The following is a 25,266-nucleotide window of genomic DNA, read 5'->3' on the forward strand; positions in this document are numbered from 1 at the left end:
ATAAACTTGCACTTCTCTGACGCAGAAAACGCTGGAACCTTCTCGCTGAAACAATTCCAGCCTTTTTCAGCAAGCCCTAACTCGGGCTTGCTGAAAAAGTCTACAAAGTGAATTTAGGGGACAGAGAGCTCATGAAATCAGGCTTTCGCCATCTAGACCCAGATTTTCGCCCCTAGATCTCGGCTCAAATGCAAGGGTTTTGAGGCACTAGCAACCATAACCTTGCGCTTCTCTGACGCAGAAAACGCTGGAACCTTTTCGCTGAAACAATTCCAGTCTTTTTCTGCAAGCCCTAACTCGGCAAGCGCAATTGGGAGGCCGGTTGTTCCAGCGGCTTAGAAACGGAATTGATACTCGGCAATCATTTGGCTGCGATCGTTGAGGTCCGTGGCGGCGCGAAGTTGGATGCGATCGCCGACGCGATAGCGCAAGCTGAAGAAAAGGACCGGATCGTCGTTGAGCAGTGCCAGAATCGAGACGGTTGAGGCTTTTGTGAGGTCAACGCCTGCTTCTGCCGCCAGCGCGAGGGTGGTGGCGTTGCTGTCTTCATCATCTTGGGGGAGGAGCGTGGGGAAAATTCGGAACTCGCTCAGCCCGAGCGCGCGGGCAACATCTGCTTGCAAAGAGCCAAAGAGCGCCGTGGTTGCCAAGTTGGCCAAACTCACCGCTGCACCACCAGCAAATAAGCTGCCGCCGATTAAGGTCACGATCTCGGACTCGGTTCGCGGTGGGTCGCTGCTCAACTCGAAAACGCGTTGGTTGACATTTCCATCTTCTAATAGCTGGCTTGCCGGTCCGTCAACGAGAGCGCGCACGCGCACGATCTCTAGCCGTCCGAAGGTCGTTGCCGGCGCGTCGTTGAACTCCGTAGCACTTGGATCGGCTGCGGTCAGCGGACGCGTTGATTCGGCGACGGAGGTAGACATTTGCACATTGAGGATCGGGTCGAGTCCCCGTGCGGGTTCGAAGCGAGCAGTTTGTTCGACACCGCGATCGAGGCGGAATTGAGTCGAGAAAACATTGACTTCCCCTTCTCTGAGGGTGACGGTTCCCTCGGGACGCAGGGCAAGCTCGGTAGCCGACAGGCTGCCGCTCACCTGGAAGTCACCAGTGGCTAAGAAGTTTGCAAGCGGTGGCACCCCGACAAAAACTTTGTCACCGAGGACGATCGACAATGCGTCTAACTGCACTTTCGGACCGGGAACACTAGCAGTCTCATCGTCTGCACGGGCGTTAGAGTCATCCGTATCGACTGGTGCCGCACCGGCCAGGGACACCTGTGCGTTGGAAACCCCTACTTCACCACTGAGCACGGGGGCAATCGCTGCACCGCCCACGAAGACTATTCCGCGCACATCTCCTTCAAAAAGACCGTCGAGAACGATCGGAACTGTTTGTCCCGAGCCGACTGCCGGCTGCTCGGGACCGTCATCGTCGGGAGAGACGGCGATGGGCGGTAACGTCTTTAGATTCTGTTCGACCGAAACTCCCCCGAGGGTAACTTCCAGGCGCTCGGTTTCACGGCCGCTCGATACAAACAACGGTAGCGTGCCCAAGATTTGAATCTGTCCGCCACTGTGGGTGGCAGTGAGTTCTTCGATCGCGATGCGATCCAAGTCGAACAGGATGTCGCCGTTGATGTTGGCGATCGGTTCTGCGGACAAGATGCTCGGGATGCGAATCGACGCGTCGCGCAGCGCGATCAAACCTTGAGTTTTCAAGCGATCGAGGCGGATATCGCTAACATCAAACGGTCCGGAAATGTCGAGTTCGACCTCCGCGTTGCCGCCGTTCCACAACACCTGCTCGCGCGTTGCCACATCCAGTAAGGCCAGACCATCGTCCGCAACGCGCACGGCTAGGTTGAGCCGGTTGTCGGCCGGCGGCACGACCGCGATCGGCAACATGTAGGGAATCGAGCCTTCGACGGTCAGTGGGCTGACCGACTCTGACAACAGAACTTCAACAAACAAATCTGCGCGGGCGTCGTTGTAAACAAAGCTGCCCTCGACAGTCTGAATTGGTTTTTCATTAAAACTAGCATTGGCGATCGCGATCGAGCCGCGGGCGCTGGGGTCGGACTGGCTGCCTGCAATATTGATGTCAACGTCGAGCATGCCCCCAAAGCTGACGATACCGTCTGGGAGTGGCAGCAATCGATCCACGTCGTCAATCGGAATGTTGCGCACGACCGCCTGTGCCGATTGGGACTCTCCGAGCAGCGTGCCGCGAGCGCCGATGACGCGATCGCCCGTCCGCACGCCGATTGCATCGAGGGTAAGGATGCCGTCGGTGAAGTTGCCCTGGGCTCGAAACTCTTCGGCGTAAAACGGTCCATATCGCCAATCACTGCCGCTGAGATCCATCTCGACTGCTAATTGCGGTAACAGCACGCCGTTGGGATTGTTGCTGGCTGCGTCTGTCGGGACAACTGCAACCTGCGTCGATCCGCCCACGCGACCGGATACCGCGATCGTGCCCTCAAAGTCACCGCGAATCGTACTGAGGGGCGGTGCCGGGTTGGCTTCGCGAGCTTGTTGCTCGGCATCGATGGTTGCAGAAATTGCTACGAAGCAGCTATACCGGCTGATGGAAGGCTCAGCCGATCGCGACGAGAAACTGGCAAGTTCGAGATCCCCCCCGCTCAAATCGAGGACGGTATCGCTTGGCTCGGGCGGCGGCGTCTGCGCCGCGATAGTCGCGCAAACACTGTTGAGGTTCTGGACGGCAGCTAGGTCGGCAGCGTCGCCGAAATTGCCATCCAGGGAGTCGAGATTGAGATCGGAGAAGTCTTCGATCTGCGCGGCAGCCAGAACATCCTGCAAACGCCCGCGCTCGATATCGACGGCGGCGATGTAGTCGAGTCCCTCTGGGACGAGGGTTAATTCACCTTGCAGGTTGAAGATACTCTCATCGAGTTGCAACTGACCGGTAGCGGAAAGAATCTGTCCGTTCCCGTCTAGCAAGCTGCCACCATCGAAGGTAAACTCGGCGGCGACGCGATCGCCGACCAGGCGTGAGAAGCGCGGTCGCTCTAGATCGATAGCACCGGTTGCGAGCAAGGAGTCGAAATTCAGCGTTACATTGCCGGAGAGCTCGCCGGAAGCCGGCTGAGTAGCTAGCTCCGGCGGCAACGGTGCAAAATTCTTCACCACGCCGAATGGAAACTTGTCGAGCGCGATGGCAAAGTCACCTCCCTGACGCCGGCCGCGCATTTCAGCGTCATCCACGCGCAGCAGCAGCATGTCTGGCTCGATTGGGAAGCGACCGTTCGGCGTCCAAGCTGCCGTAAGGAGCACGCGATCGGGTTCCCTTGCATCACCCGCTTCGCGGGCAGTTGCCGAGTCCGCTTCGGTTGGATCCGAGCCGAGCAGGTCTACCTTAATCCCCGCGTTCGGCGAGATCTCTACCGCTCCGGCTAGCTGCGGGTCGAAACTCAACCGCTCGATACCGAAATCTGCTATAGCAAGTTCGCCGCGGACGACCGGTGAGGTGAGCGTCCCGGATAGCGTTCCATCGAAGCTGGCAAAACCGCGGATGGACGGGGTGGGAATCGCGGTTGAGACCAGCGTCGAAAATTGCCCCAAATCCAAATTAGTAGCGCGCACGTCGAAGCTAAAACCCGTTAAGAGCTGAAGTGCATCGCGCTGCGACAGATCCACCTCGGCGTAGCCGCTGACATCCAGGCCGCGCGACCGCAACTCGTCCACCACTAGCCGCTGACCGGTCCAGCGAAACGACGTCGCGATCGGCTCGGGAATGCCGATCGTACCATCGGGCAACTCCAAGCTCCCTTCGGCACGAACCCCATCCGGCGTCAGGTTATCTAGCGTGCCTCGCACCAGGATTTCGCCCTCTGCTCTGCCGCTCAGGCGTGGATCGACAGCGGGCAGTTGCAGTCCCTCCGGCCTCACGCTAACCGAGAACGCACCGTCCGCGAGGCGGAAGTCGTTTGTCGCGATTGTGCCCTCAGCAATGTTATCTAAACGTGCCGAACCCTTCGCGCGCAGGCTCTCCGGCGATAGATCGGTAAGGCTGCCGCTAGCGTTGAGGGTAACGTCGATTACGCCGCGCGCGTACTCGGGCAGTTGCGGTAGCAATCGACCGACTTGAACTCCGCTGAGGTCGGCGGTCGCAGTCCACATGCCTTCTTGCATGCGCACTTGCGTCAGCCCAACGCGTCCCCCTGCAATTTGCAACCCACCCGTGGCCAACCCATCAATATCGGCGATCGCGCCCGACCCCAGGTCAATCCGCGCGTCAAAATCGCCCGATACCGTTTGTTGCGGATCGATTTGACCGGCCAGCTGTGGAACGAACTGGGCAATTGGGACCGCTTGTACCTGCAAGCTTGCGGTTAGTATGCTGTCTTCAAGCGTCAGTTGCGGGACCGTCACGCTGCCCGCCGGTAAGTCCAGTGCAGCCGTGCCGCTACCAGCCAAGCTCGTCAAATCCGTCGCGACCCCCGCGACGCTGACATTGGCGTTAATCGCTCCCAGATCGTTCGGCAATGCCTCAGAATAGGCGCGCGCGATCGCCCCGGGGACATTGTTGACACGCGCGGTGAATTCGAGTTTTGGGTCGCCGCTTTCTGTCAGGACGACCTGTCCGCCACCAGTCATTTCGCCGCCAGCCGCAGGCACCGCTCGCAATTGCCGTAGGGTTGCCGTCCGCGCTGCCGTATCAACAGCAACTTCTGCACGGACCTCAGATAGGACAACTCTATCGATCTCGAGCGGCGTGGTGTTAACTGCCTCTAGCCCCACTTGCGGGTTCTCCAGCGGACCGGTCACCTGCACGCGTGCGTCCAACTTACCCTCTGCCGGCAAGGGTAACTCCACGTCCACCACATCGAGAAGTTGCGCGATCTCGACCGGCTCGATGCCTGCCGTTAGGGTGTAACCCGTATTGAGATCGACCGTACCGCCAACTTCGGCTTCGATCTCGCCCAAACGCCCGGTCAGCTCGCGGATGCGCGCTCTCTGTCCTTGCAACAAGAACGTGGCATTGGTCTCGGTCACGGGGGTGGGAATACCGTCCACTTGCACCGCAACGTCTGCGATCTCGACCGTGCCCTCCGCCGACACAGTGATACGATCTGCCCACCCGACCGCAGCTTCTATATCGGCTTCGGCAGTTCCCCTCTGCACCGTCAGCGGCAGAAAGGGTGCCAGTCTCCCTAACTCTGATAACTCCAGATCGCTGGCTTGTATTGCAGCCGTGGTGGACTTACCCTCAACATCGACTTCGCCAACCAACGCGATCGCACCGAGATTCTTACCGTCTTCTGAAAAATGAGCGTCGACTTGGGCGTCTACGCGCGTTCCGTTATCGAGGAAAACTGCATTGACATGAGGTACCTGCAGGTCCACGGGGTCGACAGACCGTCCGTCAGTATCCCGCGCGATCAGAGAAACATCCGCATCGAATACGTCAACCTCTCCGAGCACGACCTCGACGAGCGTGTCTTGCTCCTCCAAAACAATTTTCGTTGTAAACCAAGCGCCGTCCGGGCGCTGCTCGACCAAGACACTCGGATCGATCAAGCTCACGTGCAGCGTTAGCTGCCGTTCGGTGATGACCTCCCAAGGATTAAAGCGCGCTTCAACGGACCCAACCGTTGCACTGGTTGCGCTGGTTGCCGTCGGCGGCAACTGCGTTTCTCCAAAGTGAATGCTAGTGAGTGAGAAGCCCTCAACCGCTCCCATTTCCAATGGGCGATTGATAATGTTGCTGACGGTCTGCTCAACGAGAGGACTGACCTGCGTTTCGATGACATAGATCGCGGCGAGAGCACCACCCCCTAGGATCGAAAGTCCGACTCCTCCCGTCCACAATAACCATCTTCGTCCTTTGGGTGGAGGGGCACTCTGATGTTCGTCCGGTCCGGGCTGTGGCGACACGGTCATAACAACTCCTCACCGAAAATCTGCCCTCATTTTAGGGGGAGTGTCGGATTCGGCAAACCGTAGGCGAGCAGAAGCAATCGCACGATCGCATTATTTCCTGAAACTTTAAGGGAAGCTCGCGTCCTACATCTTGCATCCCGCTGCCAACTGCTCGAGTTTGCCTAGTATCGGTTGCCAGATCGAATCCAGGATGGCGATTGCTAGTTAACCGAGCATCGACGCGCTAAGAAGAAGCTGCAGACAGAGGGAAATCGGGCATTGAGGGCAAGTCATGCCCTCATTTTCAACCCTACTTTGCTTTAAGGACGGCCCCCTGAAGCTAACGCCGCCATTTTCCGAGCACGTGGGCTCCAAAGATGGCTTCGCGCTGTAGCTCCTGAATCTTCACCTGTGCAGTATTGAGGTCCCGATGTAGGCGATCGTGCTCTTGCTCCAGGCGTTCCATCTGTGCCGAACAGTTCGAACGTCGATCTTGTTCCGCAACAACTTGTTGGTGAAGGGCTGCAATCGTCCGAGCCTGCTGCGCGATCGTCGCGCGATCCCCGACAGGCGATTGCTCCGCGCTTGCGCCAACAGCCTCGCGGGCAGTAACTTCTTGCTCCAGTTCGGTAATGCGCGTGGCGAGCTGGGCGAGTTCGCGCTGCGCGATCGCCTCATCTCGCCCGCGACGCTCGGACTGAACTTGCTGCTGTGCCAGCTGCTGTTCCAACTCGGCAATGCGCTCGGTTTTGAGACGTACTTCGTGCTCGTTTTGTGTGGCGATTGTGTGTTGCTGACTTAACTGTTGCTGCATCTCGGCTAGCTGCAGTGCTATCTCGCCTGAGTCCTCAGCTGAAATAACTGCGCCGCTCCCTGCCAGTTGCGGTTCCACAACGGGAGGTCCGGGTTGCTCGGCCGCGCGAACGGCCGAAATTTGGGTATCGTTAGGAGATGAAGCCCCAGCCAAGGAAATTGTCAGTTCCGCAACGGGACTCGCAATCGCGATTTCTCCGCGCGCGATGCGATCTACCAACTCCGACTTGGTAACGCCCGCCTGTTTTGCCATTCGTGCCAGCAAATCGCTGCCCGATTGCGTCAGCGTCATGCTGAGTTTAGTCTTCATGACTTTGGAGTTGGATTTCTTTCCCCGCCCGAATCCCGAGCCTGTGCGTTTCGCCATTACTGAGTTACCTCCCAACCGCTAATAAGGTTTATCCCTGCGTGGCACGCGTGCCACGCCTAGGATAAATAGTCGCGCCAAGTCGTACAAATGTTCGCTACATGCCTTGGATCGATTTGGCGATCGCGCTGATGCCAAAGCATTACTAACACCTATGTGTTGCCGAACATTCGCCAGAATCGATGCGTGAAACGTTAACCCCCAGTGTGGCGTACCCTTCCAGCTGCGCTAGCGTTTCTTAGCGTGACTTAACGTTTTCCGAACCCGCGATGCGGCCGAGGCGGGCTTACTCCACTGCCGTACCCACCTTCTGTTCGACTCCGAAGCCGATCAACACCACCTCACTGAGGGGCTGACCGTCACGCGGGCGCCGGTACGTCAGAATCTTGCGCAATCGCAACTCTGGGTTAAGCAACACGATCGAATCCACTGCCACGACCTGCGTGTAAGGAGTCGTCATCAACAACTCTGACGAGCGCGGATCGAATTGAAAGTGCGATACGAGCGGGCGGTCCTCTTCGTAGGCGCGATCGCGCAGGTAGTCGCCCGACATCACCCCCTCGGCTTCCTCGGTCTGCGGTACGAACAGGGCGTTTAACGATTGCGACACTTCCTCGCCCTTGTCGGATATCGTATGGAACGCCAGTTGAAATCCCGTTGCCAGCTCCGCCCGCTCCGGTGCAAGTGAGTATGCGTTATCTGCCAGCACCTTATCTTTAAGCGTCTCCGTCAGCGCGCGCACGCTAAACTTTGTATGCGATCGCTCGACTTCCTTACGCGACAGGAAATGATATGTCCGCTCGATATCCCAATTACCCAGACAACAATCAAAGAAATGCTGAAGTTGCGAGACATCCATAAACTACAACACTATAAACTACAAATTACGACACTATAGACTAAAACCTCGGGCACACACTTACAGATTTCTCTACCACAACTGAAATAGGGTTTTAGTGATTTCGAGTGCTTGAACTTAGCTCACTCTTCTCAACAAGTCGGCATCGAGCCCAGCGTACTACAAAAATCGAGCTGAATTCCAAGGATGCGTTTGTCCTAGACCACAATCGGGAAGCATCGAGCACTAGCGACGATCCTAACTGTCTCATCGCATGCCACAACTCAGACTGCGCCTGACTAAGAGTTGTCAATCTCAACCCGCAAATGCCTTGCCGGCACTGGATTTCAGACTATCACTCTTCACAGTCCTACGATGACTGGAAACCTTGCTCGAACAGGGGTCTGTCTCCAACTGATGACACGTCCTAAACCTTACGCAAGGCGACTTGCTGCGCCTGCAACTGTTCGATCTCGGCGTCGATTCTGTGAATCTCGGGATTGCGACCGATTCGCTCCATCGTTGCCCGCTGCGATAGTGCTACTCGCTGCGCCATCTGAAACAAATCGTTAACGAGCTTCTCGCGCGACTTTTCCAACTCGGCGATTGCCGATTCGATCTCGGTTGTGGAAAGCGGGCTCGTGCATTGACTTCTGATCATCTCGGTTTCCTCAAAGGTGCAGGCAGCATCTCACTGTTGGGTGCGTGACCCAGTCCGTTACGGGCTCATGAAATGAGCGATCGCCTGCAATTCGCACTAATCCCGATCATCCCAAAAAGCCGTTCGCGTCGCCAGTATTGTTAAAAAAGTCAAAGCTCTTGTTTGCGTAAGACTGCATGCTGCCACCCCTCGACCGCAACCGCTGAATCTCCCAGAGCATTATTTTCATGAGAAGTCGGCCGGCACCGGGAAACTATATGGACTTGATGCCTGCCTTACGGGAGGAACGCGCGGGACTGGATAATTGCGCGGTTGCCGAGTCTACATAGGTGCTACCCTGCACCGCAACTATCGATAGCAGGATAGGAACGCCCGATGGCATTGGTAACAGTACCATCCAGGGTAAGAACGACTGTCTTTGGGGAATCAGTTCGCAAACGACTCGACCGCCCGTGTCTTCAGCCTCGTTCGTCAAACCTTGTATAAAAGCCACCAGAATATAACCAATACTCTTTTAGAGAGTGATGAGGGGTATTAATACTTGCTTTAGCTCGATAAAGAACGACCTTTCGGTGCTTCCCAATCAAGATCTTTCTTGCGAGATCGACTGAGATCACCGTTCCACCCAGCGCCTGCACGCATTCCGAGAAGTTGTCGAGAGTTGAATACTCAACAGTTTCGAACAGGTAAAAATTTCCCGAGCAGATAAGATGCCGGCTGCGAATCCATGCCCGTAATTTTTTCTCAGCGTTTGGGGGTAGCATGGCATATCTTGGAACGGTCTCGAACTAGATAAGGTTGTTTTAAAACACGATCGGTACTTCGCTTGCGAAGCTGTCGCGCTTCTCGAATTCGAGCGCGCCAGCGGCAGATCCCCAAACTTGCTCGTGTGTGTCGAGATCGAAGCCTCGATCGCGACTGGTCCAAGTACGTTCTGTAACTTCTACCTCGCTCACCAGGTAAGTCTTTCGACCATTTCTAGGAACGATACAATTATTTCCTGGCTCTACCGAACCGACGAAACTCTCCCCCCCTCTCCGCCGAAATACCATCGAGCAGTTGTAACGCCGTTTCAGGCAATTTGGTGAGATTGTAGATAGAATCTCGAGGTCGCGAGCGGCACCCGCGTACAGCATCGGATCGTCCAATGCGTAGTTTTCGATGTAAACTTCATTGCCCCGGGGAATAAGGCGATGTACGCCTTGCCGGTAGGGGCTCCAGAGGTCGTAATCGTATACTTGTTCGGAGTAGAAACCTATAGTATTGAAGAACTCGAAAGGCAGCGGTCGAAAGAAAATTCGAATATGCGCGAATAGTGTGGGATATTCGTATGATTGCTTGTAGTTGCTGAAGTCGCCCGCCATCCATTGAGCCAGCTGGATCGGATCGGACATCGATCGATCGCGTGGGTGGCTCTTATCAGGTGAGATGCACTCTTCGCCGTCCATTGTCGCAGTGAAAAACTAGAGTTTCAAGACAGCCAACAGGCAGATGGAAAGCTCGACAAGCTCGAACGAATTAGCCCGATAGCGAACGTACTTCCGAGGCAAATGATGCCGTCAAAATACCTGTGCCATTACTAGTCTTAATGGTGGATACGCGGAAACGCAGGTTTTCCGTTGCAAACCAAATACGTTCTTCCGCCGCAGCGCGATCGTACTCGGTTGCCAGAACAAACATGCCCTCCTCGGTAAAGACATATCTCCCTACAGATGGGATCGTCTCTGCATATCCCTGCGATCGCAACAACAGCCCTCTACTTGGATCGTGCGAGTTGGGAATGGGAACGAGGAGACAATTGCCGCGAGGGCTTTCATCCTCGTCCCAATCGGATTCGCCTTCCCATTCCATGTGGAAGGGGCTAGCAATACTGTCCGGCTCAACATCGTGCAACTGACACAACTTTAGAACCTCCGCGTCGTCATTCGAACGAGCTGAAATGTCAATCGTCGAACGAACTTCCTCGAAGTGTTGAAAAGCTAAGTTGTGACCGCTACGTTGCGATCGCCAGCGACCCAGTGACTGCTCGACGAATTCTGCGATTTGCATTTCCCTAGAGTTCGCCGCAACCTTATCGGGCTTCCTCGATGCTCAAAATACGACCGCCGCGGCGATGAATATTTTGAACTTGGCGGGTGAGCTGGGTGTAAGAGACCTCGTACTCAACATTGCTCTTGCGGAAGAGCGAACCCGCTCCTGCTTTAGCAACCCGAACGCGGAAGCGTTTGCCCGTACTGGCATAGGAGCTAGCAGTTCCGACCGGAGCTACAATCTGAGTTGCCAGGTTGGCACCGAGGTCGATAACGAGCTTGGATTGTTTGAGGCTGCTGTCGCCGAAGGAGTTGCCGCGAGCGATCGCGAACGTACGATTGAAACCGACGTTCTTGATACCAGAGCGAGTCTGGGTAGTGCGGACGTACGGTACGGTGTTATCGCCAAAGCTGCTGGAGTATTCGTCGCTATAAATATAGGACGAAATTTCTGCCTCGTAACCGAGCTCGTTGTACGTGCTAACGTGCTCGGAGATCTCGGCTTGATCTTGGGGAGCACGACCGAGCAGATGTTTAAAGTTCAGTTCGATGAACCGATACTGTGACGTCGACTCAAAGAACAAACGTCGGTACAGATCGGAGTTGGCGATTGCACCGACAAACTGGCGTACGTTAATGTCGCCATTCCGCAGCAACGACTCTTCGCTTGTAAACCGATCGGATTCCATCAAGTGCTGATTGCCAAGAACTTGCCGGTATACACCCCGAATCACTTCTTGCAAGTCGCTTTCCGTAAAGCCATCCCGCAGTTCTAGCGGCTCGTTGTCAATCGCCCAGAGAGACATGTTTTGCTCCTTAAATCTTTGCAAAAGTGAGAGGATGTTCTGAAAAAATCGAGCAGAGAAGGATTAAGGTAGGTAAATAGTTGGTGGTGGGAGTGAATCACTCCCACATTGGAAGAGAGCGTTAATTGATCTCTTCAATGCTGACTATCCGACCGGACGTACGATTGATCCGTTGGATCTGCGAAGTCATGTTGTCACCTGCCACGATATAGGTGGTGTTGGCTAAACGGCGTCGGCCGCCAGCCGTTTGTCCTGCAACAACAATCTTGAAGCGCTTGCCGGTTGCATCAGCCGCACCACTGCTGCGTTCGCCAGAACGAGGGGGGACGATACTGTTCGTGCTGTTGGTGGCAACCGAATACAGCTTGGCATCTTTGATAGGCGTGCTGCTCTCTGCCGGCCCTCGGAACAATGCGAACATCCGGTTATAGCCAACTTGCTTCTGACCGACTTGGCTGCGGATGCCCTTGTAATAAGGAACTACGTTTTCGCCGAAGGCATCTTGGTACTCATCGCTGAAAATGTAAGACGCTATCTCGGCCTCGTAGCCCTGTTCGTTGTAGAGGCGGATATGCTCTGAGATCTCGGCTTGATCTAAGGGAGCACGGCCGAGCAAATGCTTGAAGTTCAGCTCGACGAACCGGTAAGGAGATGCCGTGTTGAAGAACCGTTCGCGGTACAGTTCCGAATTGGCCACGCACTGAACGAAGCCTCGCACGGAAATACTGCCGTCGCACAGCATCGACTCGGCGCTGGCGAGACGCTCGCTGTCCATAACATGAGCGTTGCCCAGAACTTGACGGTAGACCGCACGAATTACCAGCGCGCCGTCTTCAGGAGAGCGAAACTCAACGGGCGGCCCTGCAAAAGCATCAATACCGAATTTAACGGCCGGTGCAGTAGAAATCATCGTTGGCTATTCCTCAATTTTTCTTCAAAGTGGCGATCTTCTAGATACCCTAACCTGAGTCCTAGCAAACATCTTGCTCGGCGAGAGTTGGGATATGTCAGAGAGTTGGGGCTATCGAATCTCTAGGATTGAGTCTCTGCGGCCTCGGTCAAGAGCAGACGAACCGCCAACAATTCCCATGCTGGCGGTTCGGCCGAGAACTCTTAAACCGGTGTGATGCTGGCAATGACACCACCATCGCGATGGATCCGCTGATACTCCTCGGAGAGTTTATCGAAGGGAACCAACTTCACGCGGTTGCTGCGGCGAAACTTGGAAATTCGATTGACCGCCTTGGAACGGTAGCCCGTAATCTCGATGCGGTACATTTGATCGCCAACTTTCAGAGGGACGCTCGGCGAGCTTGTGGGCTTTTGGAAGGACCAACCATTTGAAGCGCTTGACGGTGCAATAACGGCCAAGGGGGTCCCTTGAATAGCAGATGCATTGAGGACCGGTGACTTGCCTGCCAAGCTGCCTTTTAAATCGCTACTCGAGGCACCCCGCAGCATCTTGAACAGATGCGTGAAGCCGACCATCTTCTTACCGGTCTGGGTTTTGTAGCCGGTGTAGAACGGGACGGTGAACTCGCCGAATTTTTCTTGGTATTCGTCGCTGTCGATGTAGGAATCGATGTCGGCTTCAAAGCCTTGCTGGTCCAAGACAGTACTGTGGTACTTCATTTCCTCGAAGCCATCCGGAGCCCGGCCTAGAAGGTGCTTGTAAGCAAGCTCGGTATAACGGTATCGAGGGCAGCTATCAAAGAAGCGTGACTTGTACAAGTCGGACTTGGCGACCTGGCGCACGAACTCGCGGACGCTAATCGCTCCGAGCTTGAGCTGCGACTCGGAAACAACGACGCGCTCGCTTTCCATAACGTAGGCGTTCCCCAGAACCTGTCGGTACACCGCAGCAATGACGGCTTCGACGTCTTCTTCGGAGCGGCCGGGCAGCAGCTCTACGGGGGGAGTTTCCTCAAATCGGGCTACTCCCAAACGAGATGCAGGTCCAAAAGTCATGTAATCCAATTCCCTCTCAACAACATGCGTCGATTCAGAGACCGCGTAAAAGAACTACCGCTTCTATGCCAAGTTTGCAATTCGAAGAAGCAAGGCTGTCAGTCAAGTCGAACATTGCTTAAAGCTTGCAACCCCTATAGAGAGTGCAAAACAAGGAATAGACGCAGTCCTAACAACTTTCAAGCAAGACGAAATTCCGATGAAGAACCGCCCACCTTGAAAGCAGGTATCGAAGAGTTTCCTTTTCGTTACCAATTTTAGGTTTGAAGCGGCCACCAAGCTGAAGGTGATTCAAGATCTGTTACAAAGTGATACCTTCTCGAGTGAATGAACTCTTGACGAGGTGCGGGCATGAGGCTGAAACCTTTGCCCAAAGGGGACCCGAGGCAGTACCTATGGCCTTGCCTGAGATTAAGAATTCATTACTTATTGCGATCGTTCGTTGAATCCTACCGTTGCCTAAAATCCGTAACTTGTTCGGGTGCTCTATGGACGCTCGCAAAAGGCGATCGCGCCCATCTCACCATGTACCTTGCTTGAAGACTAGTTCGCTCCCAGCTGGGAAGTCTTTCCAGTGACGGCATCACAGAGTCGAGCCAGCGTCAGCTTCAAGGCTGGTGCGAGTCGTTCGCCGCGTTTTGCCGTTCCAGACGTCAAGTTCGTCCGCCGATCGGTTAAGCAGGGTTAAGCGCGCGGTTAGGCTGAGACCATGCGCTCGATAGAAGTCTGCGCCGGCAAGGCTTTGAACGTGCTCGAATTGCGCGTCAGTCAGATCGGTTGCGCGAAAATCAGCGCGATCGAGCTGCGTACTGTTAAGGCGAGCGTTACGCAAACAGGCCCCGGTCAAGACCGCTTTGCGCAAATCCGCTCCACTAAACGAAACATTGCGTAGGTTGGCTCCCGTCAGGTCCGCCCCGCTCAGATAAGCACCAATAAGTTTGGCTCCTTCTAGGTTTATCCCTCTGAGATGTACCGTGTGCAGATAAGCTCCACTTAATTGAGCGCCCGGACCGATCGCCCCGCTGGTCTTGTAAGCAAAGCCCTCCGGCCAGCGCGTCAGCTCGTCATAAAGTGCTGTCTGGAACTTCGCATCATCGAGATTGGCGTTAGTAAAGTCTGCCCCGCGTAGATCCGATCGCGTCAGGTATGCACCTTGTAGGTTGGCATGGCTCAGATTAGCTTTTCTCAGATCCGCACCCCGCAGATCGGCACCGCTGAGGTTGCTTCCGCTCAAGTCAGTACCCTGCAACCTTGCATTTGTGAATAGAGCGCGCGAAAAGTCGGACTTTTGAAGCTGGACGCCGTTGAGATCGGCTTGATATAAATCAGCGCGGTTTGAATTGGATGCTAAAGCATCTTTTTCAAGAGTCGCGCGTCCCGATTTCAGTGCGTCGAGCAACTTTTTGGGAAGCGGAGTTGCAAGATCGGACACGGCAATTGGAGGTAAAGAACGCTTTAGTCCATCAGCGTATCATCGCCCCTTACAGCCTCCCGGAGCCTGTAACAAAATGTTAAAGCAAGGCTTGGCAATCGTGCCGCGGTCGGAAGCATATGCAATCCTCGTATCAGTGCGGGCAGGCAACAGTTGTGCTGAGCCGGCTGCATCATGGTATCCTTATGCCTGCAATTTGCCCTGAGGTTTGAGCGGGCAGCATTGCATTTGAAGAAGCGATACAACTCCTGTATTTGTAATTTATAAGGCCTAGCCTTTGCCAAAGGTTTTCTCTACATGCGCCTCACCCCCCCAATGACAATGATGAACTTTTTTCGTAAGAGCCAGGGTACCTGGTATACCCAACGCTCAGTCCATCATTTTGACTGCAGTGATGACGAGTCAGGCGAGTCCAACTTGATCGTCCGCGTTGTTGACGCCGACGATCCAAGCGTCAGCAAGATCTGCCACCAGCAAGACGTGAATCCGGCCGTTGCGGTTGGGGGTGCTAGTTTCAGCTGGCGAGCAAATCTCATGGATTGGTCTGACGATGAAAGTAATGCCGCGATCTTGGTTGACATTCCCAATGAATCCGATCCACAGCGCGGCAAGCTTATTCGCGATCGGGGCTATGTCGAAAGCATTCCAGTCGTGAGTCATTATTGGTTTGCCGAAGACGGCGTGGTAACAATCGATACGGACTACGATTGCAACCGCGGTCAAGAACGCTGCTGGTTTATTACCGACGATTTCCGGGTTCGCGTTAGCACGGTACGCACGGCTGGAGGCGTAAACCTGATGACGTACTGCTCTGAGTTTCGGTGTACTAGTGAAGACGAGTTAATGCAAGCGATCGAGCGCAACCGCCAACGTGCTGGTGGCAAGTGAGGTTCTTAAACACCTAAACGTCCTGGGGAGGAACGGACAAAAATATTCACAGCATCGCGAACAGAGGGGTGTCGTATCGCAATTTGGAAACAACATCTACAATCAGCATCTGCTTCTTGGGAAAATGTTGGGTTGTTTTCGCCTACGCAGCACGCGCTTTGCTCGGGAGAGGCTTCGAATCCGGGCTCGGTACGCGAGCCGTTAGGGGGAACGCAGGCTAAACTAAGTCTATTTGTTTTTAGTAGCCCTGGATTTATCCTGGAGGCACTGAGAACCTACACGCTGGCAATCTATCAGCCCGACTCTTACCAGCGCTCTGGCGAGACAATTTCGACAAGCGCAGCCGTCCACCCCAAAGCCTATACCAGCACCCCGTTAAGTATTGTTGCTTTGTCGTGCAAAGCTAAGTGAAAGGTAGAATAAAAACCTATCCTAAGTATGGATAGTATGGGATTTCAGTTCAAGACCTGCCATGTACAAGCCTTTTCAGAAGTATTTAGAAGATAGTTTGTTCGGTCGGTTTGAGCTTAAAGAAACGCCTATTCCGACAACCCTAGCTCGGCAAGTTTCCGAGCGAGGTAAGAATCCAGCAACCATTCAAAGCTGGTGTTACGAGAGTTCTCGGCTCCGTAAGATTCGTTATACTTATATTGATGCGGGCGAGTCCGCACAGATTTTTAATAGCGTCATTTACCCAAGGGTTTCTTTCGATTTGCCGCTGTTGGGAATCGACTTACTCTCTTTCAATAACCGCAAGTTTCTAGTTGTTGTTGACTTTCAACCCCTCTTTCGTGACATAGACTACCAGCAGCGTTATATCGAGCCCATGCGACCGATCTACGATCGCTATCGAGATCTGGCTCAAGATCTGGGCATGAAATTTTATGATGCCAACCAGTATTTTTCAAAGTATCTTATCTTTGCAAAAACCGATTACGAGACAGTCGAGCAGCGAGTTTTTCCCGCATACCAGGACTATTTGAATCTGTATTGGGAAATGCTCGATGCTGCAGTTCCTTTTACCGATCCAAGGGATATCGAGCGGATCGACCAAGCCCATCACGACTACGATCAGTACAGTGCCGATCGCGACCCAGCCCACGGGCTATTCAGCAGCTACTTCGGTCACGAATGGGCAGAGCGCTTCCTCTACGAGTTTCTGTTCGATCGCGCTAAGCCAGTATCAGCTGGAGTCAAGCACCCATGACTCTATATCAACCTTTCTTAGAGTACGCGATCGACGAACTCAACCGTTCCCTCGATTTGGGGCCTTACCCGATTCCGGCAGGCTTCGAACATAAGAGTGCGATGACGGGGAGTGCAAAAAAAGCTCAGGAAGTTGTAACGACTAGTTATGCCTACCGGGCTCCGAAGCTTCGTCAGATTCGGGCCGCTCACGTTCGAGGTGGGAAGCAGCTTCAGGTTTTGAATTTCGTTATTTTCCCGGAGTTGCATTACGACCTCCCCTTCTTTGGTGCAGATCTCGTAACCTTACCAGGCGGGCACCTGATTGCTTTGGATATGCAGCCGCTGTTTCGCGACGATCCAGCTTATAAAGAGCGCTACACATCTCCGATCTGGGAACTATTTCAGAAACATCAAGTCAATTTGCCTTGGGGTGGGGACTTCCCGGAAGAAGCTCAACCCTTTTTCTCGGATGCGTTTTTATGGACGCGTCCCAAGGAGGATGACGTTGTCAAAACTCATGTTTTTGCTGCGTTTAAAGATTACCTTCAGGCATACTTGAAGTTCGTGAAGGCTGCCAAACCCGTGCTCGAGGATTGCTTGTCTGAGGTCCGGGAAGCCCAATTGCGTTACTTGCGTTATCGAGCCGCCAAGGACCCCGCGCGCGGAATGTTTCAGCGCTTTTATGGACCTGAATGGACCGAAGAGTACATTCATGGATTCCTTTTCGATCTCGAGCGCAAGCTTGCAGTTCAAACCCCGTGACAAGCTAGCTGTAGCTAGCTGCGAGTAGCCACTGAGCAGAGAAGGGGCAGAGAACTTCTCCTTTGACCCGTCAATTTCAATTTAAAGCTGGCCGAACGCGAGCGTCTCCTATAGACCTTCTTTGAAGGCCAGAAGTGCTTCACGGAGGGGGCGAGCACAGCGCGTCAAGCTCGACTGCTCGTACTCGGTCGAGCATCGGTCGGTTGCCGATTGCTGCAGCATTTGTATCCCAAAGATCATCGCAGGCAGTGGGACGCGCAACTCGCAGTACAACAGGTTCATATGGTGCAGTCCGTCTTGGCTGAGGTAATCATCGCGATCGCCAACTGTGCCGTAAGTTATGCATCGCAGGAAGTGCCAGAAGTCTCGCCAGCAGGCGTCTGCACGAAATTTAGGGTGAAGACCACCACCGGGCTCGGTAATGCCGGGGAAAGACTCAAGCACCTGCTCCCGTGCTTCGGCAACGATCTCGGCAGCAGTATCTCGCAAGCGGCCTGCTAGCAGGAGCGACTGGCGCTCGAGGTTTTGCCAGTTCGCTCCTTGAGACAGATCGAAAATGGCTTCCAGGTCGTCATCGTCGAGAAAGCGACCTGCATCATCTGCTGCTTGCAGTCGCGCGATCGCCTCAGGAGGCAAGTCTCCTTCCCAGCGGGCAAAGCTAACAATGCGAGCCTTGGGAATGAGCTGTTTAGCGCGATCGCTCAAGGGTGGTACTGCACTCATCAGGTGTGGAGAAGTCTTTGTGGAAAGCAGTCAAGAATAGGGGGCACACAATCTCCTCTATCCAGACCATTGGCAAAAGCTGGGTCGAGCGAGTTCGGCACTCGGTTTAGTCGCTGTCATTGGCAGCGCTTACGCGCTGTTGTAGGTCGCTCACGATGCCATCAATGCGAGCCAGCTCTGGATGCTGCTCGAGACGAGCCATCGTGTCTTTCTTAGACAGCTTAAGCTTTTTGGCAATCTCAACCGTCTCGTCAACAATACGCTGACGGTACTGTGCGAACTCGGCAAGCACCTCAGCAACTTCTGCTGCTGATGCTGCAGGCTGGCTGGCCGGAGTTGAATCTGGTGTCGCCTTTGACGAACTACCAGAACTAGATGGAGTGCTCATGATCGTTTGGGGAGCCCTTGGGCTCAGAATTTGATGCCTAAGTGAAGTCTTAGCTCAAAACGCTCTCATGCTCGCTGGAGCGAATGGCTTGGGATATTTTACCAATATACGCATCTGTACCTCCGCTCAAGGGCATGTCAGTAGTTTAGCCAGATGACTTAAACCGCAAGGTGAACAGCTCCTAGGAAATTGCGCGCCCTCTTCTCGAACCCAGACTTTTCCCGATAACTTTTTGGCGGGTAAAATCGGCAGGTCCTCGGGGCACTCGAAAGCCTCATTCTCACGTTGTGCGATCTCGAGAGCCTCAACTTGTTGGGAATCGCTACAAGGCTTGAAACCTTTGCTATGCGATTGTTGCAGACTTGGCCAAGAAAGTCAGTTCCTATTAAGTCAGGTCTCTAGCAGGCGCTGAGATGAAAGCCGGTCGGATTCCACAGTGCATTTCAGCGAGAGTGAATTATCGTTCTCTATTCACCTTGGCTGTGCCCGATGGCTGCGTCGCCATCATCCCTATTTGAAGACGCCCCGGCACTGAGCTAGTGAGCGCGCACGTTGGCAGCATCAATCTCGGCATTCGTTGCCAGCATCAGTAGCAAGGGCAATCAGGACCTGCTCCCAGACGCCTTAGCGGTTCCAGAGGCTTTAGCGCGTCAGGAATAAGCGAAAGTCACCGAAGCGCTCGGGTAAGTCGCGCCAGGGAAAGCCAGCCTGGTAGCGTCAAAGGACAGCTTCGACGAACAGTCAGTTCATCGGGGACTGGCAACCGACAAGAGCAGTGGGTCCGAGGAGAAAATCCTTAATGCGCCCCCAGGGGGCATCTCGGTGGGCTTAGCGTCATATTGACAAGGCGATCGGAACTCGTCCGCTCCACCTCGACCCGCCAACTGATAGCAGTCCCTCCCTCCGATGCGGCTCGTTCTTGGCGCAAGCCATGTAACGAAATATTGCCTTGTCTTCATTAACCGGCAGATCGCGACCCTCGTTCCTTTACTTTGATACTTAAGCAAGAGCAGATGGTTTACATGTCTGGTCTTGAGAACCTTGATCCCTTAGTGGAGAAAAGGTGGAGGGCACTTCGAAGACTTAGCTGTTCGGATACTTGGAACAGCTAGTTGGAGATCGGTGTGGGGACTCCAAGCTCCACCCCGACCTCAAGCGGAACTTGATGAGTGGCAAGTCACCAACACGATTCTGAAGTGCGCTCTTAGCCCTAGGTTGGGCACGAGATCGGATGCTTGTAATCCCCCTGCAAAGCTAGAGGCTGCTGTCGATCGATCCGTCGATGGTCCTCAAATCACAACTCATTGTTTTTCAACCAAATTAGGAGACCTTAGAAATGCTTGATGCATTCTCTCGCGCGGTTGTTTCCTCCGACACCAAAACGTCCCCCATCGGCGGTGGAGAGCTGGCTTCCCTGAAGCAGTTCGTGGCTGAAGGCAACAAGCGCCTGGATGCTGTTAATGCCATCGTTAGCAATGCAAGCTGCATTGTTTCCGATGCTGTATCCGGCATGATCTGCGAGAACACCGGGCTCGTCCAAGCAGGTGGTAACTGCTACCCCACCCGTCGCATGGCAGCTTGCCTGCGCGATGGCGAGATTGTCCTGCGCTACGTTGCTTACGCGCTCCTCGCTGGCGATGCTTCCGTGCTCGACGATCGCTGCCTGAACGGCCTTAAGGAAACCTACATTGCTTTGGGCGTTCCCACGCAGTCCACCGTCCGTGCCGTTCAAATCATGAAGGCATCTTCCACCGCTCACATCACCAATGGCAACTCCGAAGGTCGTGGTGGTAGCCGCTTCCGCAAAATGGAAACCGCTCAAGGTGACTGCTCGGCTCTGGCGGGAGAAGCAGCTGGCTACTTCGATCGCGTGGTTGCTGCACTCAGCTAATCGCGACCGACCGTCGTAACCAACCAATTGCGAACAATCAACGCTCAATCGAATCAAACTGGAGAGAATAAAAGCGATGAAATCGGTTGTCACCACAATTGTCACGTCTGCTGACGCAGCAGGCCGTTTCCCCAGCTCCTCCGATCTGGAGTCCGTCCAAGGTAGCCTTCAGCGTGCTGCTGCACGTCTGGAAGCAGCTGAGAAGCTGGCTAACGGCCTCGATGCCGTTGCCCAAGAAGGCTACGATGCTTGCATCAAGAAGTATCCGTACCTGAACAACCCGGGTGAAGCTAATTCCTCGGACACCTTCAAGGCGAAGTGCCTGCGCGATGTCAAGCACTACCTGCGCTTGATCAACTATTGCTTGGTTGTCGGCGGCACGGGCCCGCTCGACGAGTGGGGTATTGCCGGCGCTCGTGAAGTGTACCGCACGCTGAACCTGCCGACCGCTCCCTACGTTGAAGCCATGCGCCACACCCGCGATCGCGCTTGCTCGCCTCGCGACATGTCGCCTCAGGCACTGACCGAGTTCCGCGCGCTGCTCGACTACGTTATCAACTCTCTTTCGTAGTCCGACGCAAGCTTAGCTGTTTTGCACTCATTTAGTGTCTAAGCAGTCCTAGCTTTGGGGATTTCAAGCTAGACTTCCGGCTTTTTCTCGGCTGGATGTTACTTGGAATCCCCAAGTTTTTTCAATGTCAACTTAGTATGTACCGGACCTAGATTCGAGCCGTTCGCGACGATCGAGCTCGACTGTCTCGCCCATTGCGCCCCCTTGCCCAACTAGAACCTTCGACGCATGGACAAACGCTTTTCCAATCTCTTCGGACTGACTGAAGAAGAAGCCATTGCGTTGCTGGAAACGCCTCAGGAGCAAGTCGGTGAAGAGGATTCACGCTACATTGCCGCCGCTCACTTAGTCAATTTCCCAACAGAGCGTGCGATTGATGCGCTGATTAAAACTGTCAAGAGTACTGACACTACATTAGATAATCGCATCGTGCGTCGCAAAGCGATTGAGTCGCTGGGGCGGTTGCGTGCCGTACGAGCATTACCTGCTATCCGCGCGTGCTTGGGCGAGAATGATGTCTATACAGTTGAAAATGCTGTATGGGCGATTGGAGAAATCGGCACTGAAGATGCTGATATTCTCGAAGAGATCGCGTGCCTGCTCGAAAAACCCGGCCAGCTGCACCGGGCGATCGTCCACGTGCTAGCTAAGTTGAATTACAACCCAGCACTCAATCGCATCCGCCAATTCGTCGATGCTGATGACGAACCAACTGCCAGCGCCGCTATTTCGGCAGTTTGCCGCTTCACGGGCGATTTTTCCACGATTGGGGGTGTCGTAGCCTTCCTGCAACACCCCAATGTAAATGCCCGCCGGCTATCAATTCAAGATTTGATTGATGCAGGATATTACGCTGCTATCCCAGATATTGCCCGTTGCCCGGTTTCAGTCGTTTTCCGTTTGAGGGGAATTCGGTTTTTGGCAGAAGCTGGAATCTTGCAGGCAGACCTAACCTTCCACGATGTCCAACCCGCGCTCGATCTCGCAATTCGCGATCGGCCGGATGAGCTGACTTTGGTTCACGAGTACGACTTCCCGCCGAGTGTAGAGTTTGCGATCGGCGAACTCTATCAAACTGATTTCGGACGGTGTTATCTAGCTGGAAAGACCCTACTCGAAGCTCATGCCGATGTAGCTGGGGAGGCACTACTAGCTACATACACTAATGGTGCGAGTAACGACTACGGCGCTCACTATCACGTCATCAAACTCCTCGGCTGGCTGCGATATACCCCTGGCTACGAGCTAGCCCTCGCGTCGCTACATAACCCCATGCCACAGTTTCGAAAATCCCGGGCGGCAGCTGCTATTGCTTTAGGTGAGTTCGGCGATCGGCGTGCTATTCCTGAGCTGAAACGCTGCCTGGACACTAACATTTGGGACTTGAAATATGCAGTTCTGATGTCTCTAGATCGCTTAGGTGAGACACAGGCCTGCATCGCTGCAATTGATGATGAAGACTGGCTGGTTCGCGAGAAAGCCAGGGCGATAACGCGATCGCAGCCGCGGCTCGATTGACGTTTGCTCCATTGACAATCTATCTACAAGGTCGTCTCTCCATGTCTGTTGACACTCTTTTCCAGCAGCTCAAGCATAAAAACCCTAACCTGCGAGAGCGAGCAATCTGTCAAATTGCCGATCTCGATGACGCGACTATCATCCCGCGTCTAATGGAAAATCTCGGTGAAGATGACGTGGTTTATCGGCGGGCATCAGTCAAGGCCCTCGGAGCGATCGGTCAGCCTGCCATTGCGCCTTTGATCGACGGACTTACAAACGGCAAAAACGCAACCGTGCAAGCGAGTTGCGCGAAGGCACTGGCGCAAATTGCCACGTGGCATCCAGACGAGCCTTTCCCACAGCCAGTTCTCGACAGTCTGAAAAAGGCTATGAGCGATCCGAGTCCGGTCGTCCAACTGACATCCGTTATGGCGCTGGGTCAAGTTGGTACGCCGGCGCTAGAGATCTTGATCGATACCCTACAATCGACCGCAAACATAGCACTTGCCGTCTCCATTGCCAATACGCTCGGCTCGATCGCGAACCCGAGAACATCTGAAGTCCTAACCGAGCTCGCGCATAACGAAGCGATCGATCCGTACCTACGCGAGATTGCGACCAGTGCGTTGTCTCGAACGAATATGGCAGAAGGCAAATTTAGCAGTTAGAGATTGTTTGAAAAGCGAGATTGGATGAAGCACATACGGCACTCTGGGTAGAGTTGCCTCAAGTATGTGAGGGCCTGCCAATCTTCCTCGCGACCGATCGCCATCCAGATGCGGCGGACTTTTTTGAATATAAATCGTCATTCGGATTGAGACCACCTCCCTCCTAGAGACAATCACTGGACTAAGGGAGCTGCCCTAGCCCGGATTATTCACGAACTCTTATGCGGAGACCCTAAACCTTTTGCCGTGCAAGGCTTGCAGGCTTTTTTGCTCAATGACAGTGCTTTCTATACACGCAGATTGGAGCCTAGTCATAGCAAGGTTTTGAGGCTGCGCCAAAAACTTCGTGAATAGTCCAGTCTAACTGAACTGGCGGCTGCTTACGAATCTTGAGTCGCGTCACTGAACTGCCACGATAATTAAGCTCCTGTGCGACCGCGCCGAAACCCCGAAACCTTGCAGTCGGATAAGATTCTTGGGCAGGGATAAGGGCAATACACCATCGCAGCTGGGCGAGCGATTCGATGTCCTGAAGGATAGAATATCATTCCTGAAAAGTATTTTTACTCATACGGTTATCCTCCCTGCCTTCGCATCAATGGCGGCGATAAGTTAGGAACAAGAAGGCTTACAAAACTTAAAATTTCTGAGCGGCTCGTGGAAAGCGACGCCTGACAGTGGGGGATCCCATCTGGGCTGTTTCGATTCATGCAACGCAGTCGTTTCATTCTGGCTTGCTAGCGATCGCTTGTTTAACACTTAGAGGTTCATGGCTTGAATGTACAACTCTGTGGATCGGAAACACTCTTCTGGTCGGGACACTCCTGAGCTAGACATGGCTCAGTTACGGGAGCGTTTGCGACAGCAGGTCCAGCGCCGCCGGACCAAAGGAAATTTAGCAATTCTCGGGTGCGGTTATGTCGGTAGTGCATTGGCAAGTTACTGGCAAGCCCGAGGCCATTCGGTGACGGGAACGACTACCCGACAAGATCGGGTCGCGTCCTTATCCGAGAGCATGTCTCGAGTCCTTGTCGTGAAGGGGGATGATGTCAGTAAGGTCCGATCCTTGGTAGAGGGGCAAGACACGGTGGTCGTCAGTGTTGCGCCTACGGGATATCAGGTTGTGGATGAAGCGACCTACGCTGCCACTTACCTGGAGACCGCTCGGAACTTGCTGGAGGCTTTGGAGTATGCTCCCACAGTGAAGCAACTGATTTATCTTAGTAGCTGCTCCGTTTATGGCGATCGCCAAGGCAGCTGGGTCGATGAGAATTCCCCCGTTGCACCTGCAGACCGTCGCGGTCGGGTTCTGCACCAAACCGAACAAATCGTGTCCCAAGCAGCCGATGGTAATCGGAAGGCGTGCATTCTTCGCCTGGGTGGAATTTATGGGCCCGGCCGAGAGCCCATCGGTTTTTTTGGCGGAATGGTTGGCATGACCCTGCCAGGTAAAGGGGATCGCGTCATTAATTGGATACATCTTGATGACATTGTTGGAGCGATCGAATTTGCCCGATTAAATGAGCTTGAGGGCACTTACAATCTGGTTGACGACAGCCAGCTCACGATCGAAGAGCAGGTGAGTGGTGTTTGTCGCCAATACGGTCTTCCCCCTGCTAAATGGGATCCATCGCAGCCTAGCCCGCAGCGCAAGAGCTTGCGGGTGAGCAATCAAAAGCTCAAAGCCGCAGGCTATCAGCTAACGCAACCTCGACTCTTTGCGTTCGGAACTTAGGGAAACGAGTAAGATTTGTCCTGCTTTTTTTCTAATCGAACTTTCTCCAATCTCAGCAATCTCTACGAGAACAAAACTCATGACTCTTGCCACTGAAAAAAGCATTGCCTATACCGGTTTCGGCGCTGTTGCCAAAGCCGTAGAAAGTT

Annotated in this window: 20 protein-coding genes; 8 read left to right on the forward strand and 12 right to left on the reverse strand. The window is 54.1% G+C overall.

Annotation, left to right across the window (positions count from 1 at the left end; genetic code table 11):
• Window positions 1-335: 335 nt before the first annotated feature.
• From KR51_RS05630 to KR51_RS05675, 10 genes are all read right to left on the reverse strand, one after another.
• Window positions 336-5,909, reverse strand: coding sequence for a translocation/assembly module TamB domain-containing protein (locus KR51_RS05630; protein ID WP_022605771.1), 5,574 nt, complete (start codon window positions 5,907-5,909; stop codon window positions 336-338).
• A 319-nt stretch (window positions 5,910-6,228) separates the two neighbouring features.
• On the reverse strand, window positions 6,229-7,068 hold the full coding sequence (locus KR51_RS05635) for a hypothetical protein (protein ID WP_022605773.1): 840 nt from the start codon (window positions 7,066-7,068) through the stop codon (window positions 6,229-6,231).
• Between the two features lie 286 nt (window positions 7,069-7,354).
• On the reverse strand, window positions 7,355-7,927 hold the full coding sequence (locus KR51_RS05640) for a phycobiliprotein lyase (RefSeq protein ID WP_022605775.1): 573 nt from the start codon (window positions 7,925-7,927) through the stop codon (window positions 7,355-7,357).
• Between the two features lie 406 nt (window positions 7,928-8,333).
• Window positions 8,334-8,567: a hypothetical protein gene (locus KR51_RS05645; protein ID WP_022605776.1), complete on the reverse strand. Its 234-nt coding sequence runs from the start codon at window positions 8,565-8,567 to the stop codon at window positions 8,334-8,336.
• 803 nt (window positions 8,568-9,370) lie between these two features.
• On the reverse strand, window positions 9,371-9,961 hold the full coding sequence (locus KR51_RS05650; RefSeq protein ID WP_040655316.1) for a chromophore lyase CpcT/CpeT: 591 nt from the start codon (window positions 9,959-9,961) through the stop codon (window positions 9,371-9,373).
• Between the two features lie 124 nt (window positions 9,962-10,085).
• A complete protein-coding gene (locus tag KR51_RS05655) occupies window positions 10,086-10,616 on the reverse strand; it encodes a phycobiliprotein lyase (RefSeq protein WP_022605782.1) in 531 nt (176 codons plus the stop codon).
• Between the two features lie 22 nt (window positions 10,617-10,638).
• Window positions 10,639-11,403 (reverse strand): phycobilisome rod-core linker polypeptide, encoded by a 765-nt coding sequence (locus tag KR51_RS05660; protein ID WP_022605784.1) that lies wholly within the window; start codon window positions 11,401-11,403, stop codon window positions 10,639-10,641.
• Window positions 11,404-11,524: 121 nt separating this feature from the next.
• A complete protein-coding gene (locus KR51_RS05665; RefSeq protein ID WP_022605785.1) occupies window positions 11,525-12,313 on the reverse strand; it encodes a phycobilisome rod-core linker polypeptide in 789 nt (262 codons plus the stop codon).
• A gap of 203 nt (window positions 12,314-12,516) precedes the next feature.
• A complete protein-coding gene (locus KR51_RS05670) occupies window positions 12,517-13,371 on the reverse strand; it encodes a phycobilisome linker polypeptide (RefSeq protein ID WP_022605786.1) in 855 nt (284 codons plus the stop codon).
• Between the two features lie 583 nt (window positions 13,372-13,954).
• On the reverse strand, window positions 13,955-14,803 hold the full coding sequence (locus tag KR51_RS05675) for a pentapeptide repeat-containing protein (RefSeq protein WP_022605788.1): 849 nt from the start codon (window positions 14,801-14,803) through the stop codon (window positions 13,955-13,957).
• Between the two features lie 321 nt (window positions 14,804-15,124).
• On the opposite strand from KR51_RS05675, the gene KR51_RS05680 reads away from it, so the two are divergent.
• The 3 genes from KR51_RS05680 to KR51_RS05690 all read left to right on the forward strand — a co-directional run bounded on the left by KR51_RS05680 (window position 15,125) and on the right by KR51_RS05690 (window position 17,641).
• A complete protein-coding gene (locus KR51_RS05680; RefSeq protein ID WP_232214539.1) occupies window positions 15,125-15,691 on the forward strand; it encodes a phycobiliprotein lyase in 567 nt (188 codons plus the stop codon).
• Window positions 15,692-16,163: 472 nt separating this feature from the next.
• Window positions 16,164-16,898: a 15,16-dihydrobiliverdin:ferredoxin oxidoreductase gene (locus KR51_RS05685; RefSeq protein ID WP_022605790.1), complete on the forward strand. Its 735-nt coding sequence runs from the start codon at window positions 16,164-16,166 to the stop codon at window positions 16,896-16,898.
• On the forward strand, window positions 16,895-17,641 hold the full coding sequence (locus KR51_RS05690) for a phycoerythrobilin:ferredoxin oxidoreductase (protein ID WP_022605791.1): 747 nt from the start codon (window positions 16,895-16,897) through the stop codon (window positions 17,639-17,641). The genes KR51_RS05685 and KR51_RS05690 overlap by 4 nt, the downstream gene beginning before the upstream one ends.
• A gap of 108 nt (window positions 17,642-17,749) precedes the next feature.
• Here KR51_RS05690 and KR51_RS05695 read toward each other — a convergent pair whose 3' ends face one another.
• Complete coding sequence (locus KR51_RS05695) at window positions 17,750-18,364, reverse strand: globin family protein (RefSeq protein ID WP_022605792.1); 615 nt, start codon at window positions 18,362-18,364, stop codon at window positions 17,750-17,752.
• Between the two features lie 106 nt (window positions 18,365-18,470).
• A complete protein-coding gene (locus tag KR51_RS05700; RefSeq protein ID WP_022605794.1) occupies window positions 18,471-18,752 on the reverse strand; it encodes a hypothetical protein in 282 nt (93 codons plus the stop codon).
• Window positions 18,753-20,088: 1,336 nt separating this feature from the next.
• Between KR51_RS05700 and KR51_RS05705 the strand changes: the two genes are divergently transcribed.
• From KR51_RS05705 to KR51_RS05725, 5 genes are all read left to right on the forward strand, one after another.
• Entirely contained in the window at window positions 20,089-20,643 is a 555-nt protein-coding gene (locus tag KR51_RS05705; protein WP_022605795.1) for a globin family protein, read from the forward strand.
• 76 nt (window positions 20,644-20,719) lie between these two features.
• Window positions 20,720-21,214 carry a globin family protein gene (locus tag KR51_RS05710; protein ID WP_022605797.1) on the forward strand — a complete coding sequence of 165 codons (495 nt, stop codon included), beginning with the start codon at window positions 20,720-20,722 and terminating at the stop codon, window positions 21,212-21,214.
• 228 nt (window positions 21,215-21,442) lie between these two features.
• Window positions 21,443-22,732, forward strand: coding sequence for a HEAT repeat domain-containing protein (locus KR51_RS05715; RefSeq protein WP_022605799.1), 1,290 nt, complete (start codon window positions 21,443-21,445; stop codon window positions 22,730-22,732).
• 41 nt (window positions 22,733-22,773) lie between these two features.
• Complete coding sequence (locus KR51_RS05720; protein ID WP_022605800.1) at window positions 22,774-23,382, forward strand: HEAT repeat domain-containing protein; 609 nt, start codon at window positions 22,774-22,776, stop codon at window positions 23,380-23,382.
• 835 nt (window positions 23,383-24,217) lie between these two features.
• Entirely contained in the window at window positions 24,218-25,117 is a 900-nt protein-coding gene (locus KR51_RS05725; protein ID WP_022605802.1) for an SDR family oxidoreductase, read from the forward strand.
• The last annotated feature ends 149 nt before the right edge of the window (window positions 25,118-25,266 follow it).

The sequence above is a fragment of the Rubidibacter lacunae KORDI 51-2 genome (genome assembly GCF_000473895.1).
GTDB classification, from domain to species: domain Bacteria; phylum Cyanobacteriota; class Cyanobacteriia; order Cyanobacteriales; family Rubidibacteraceae; genus Rubidibacter; species Rubidibacter lacunae.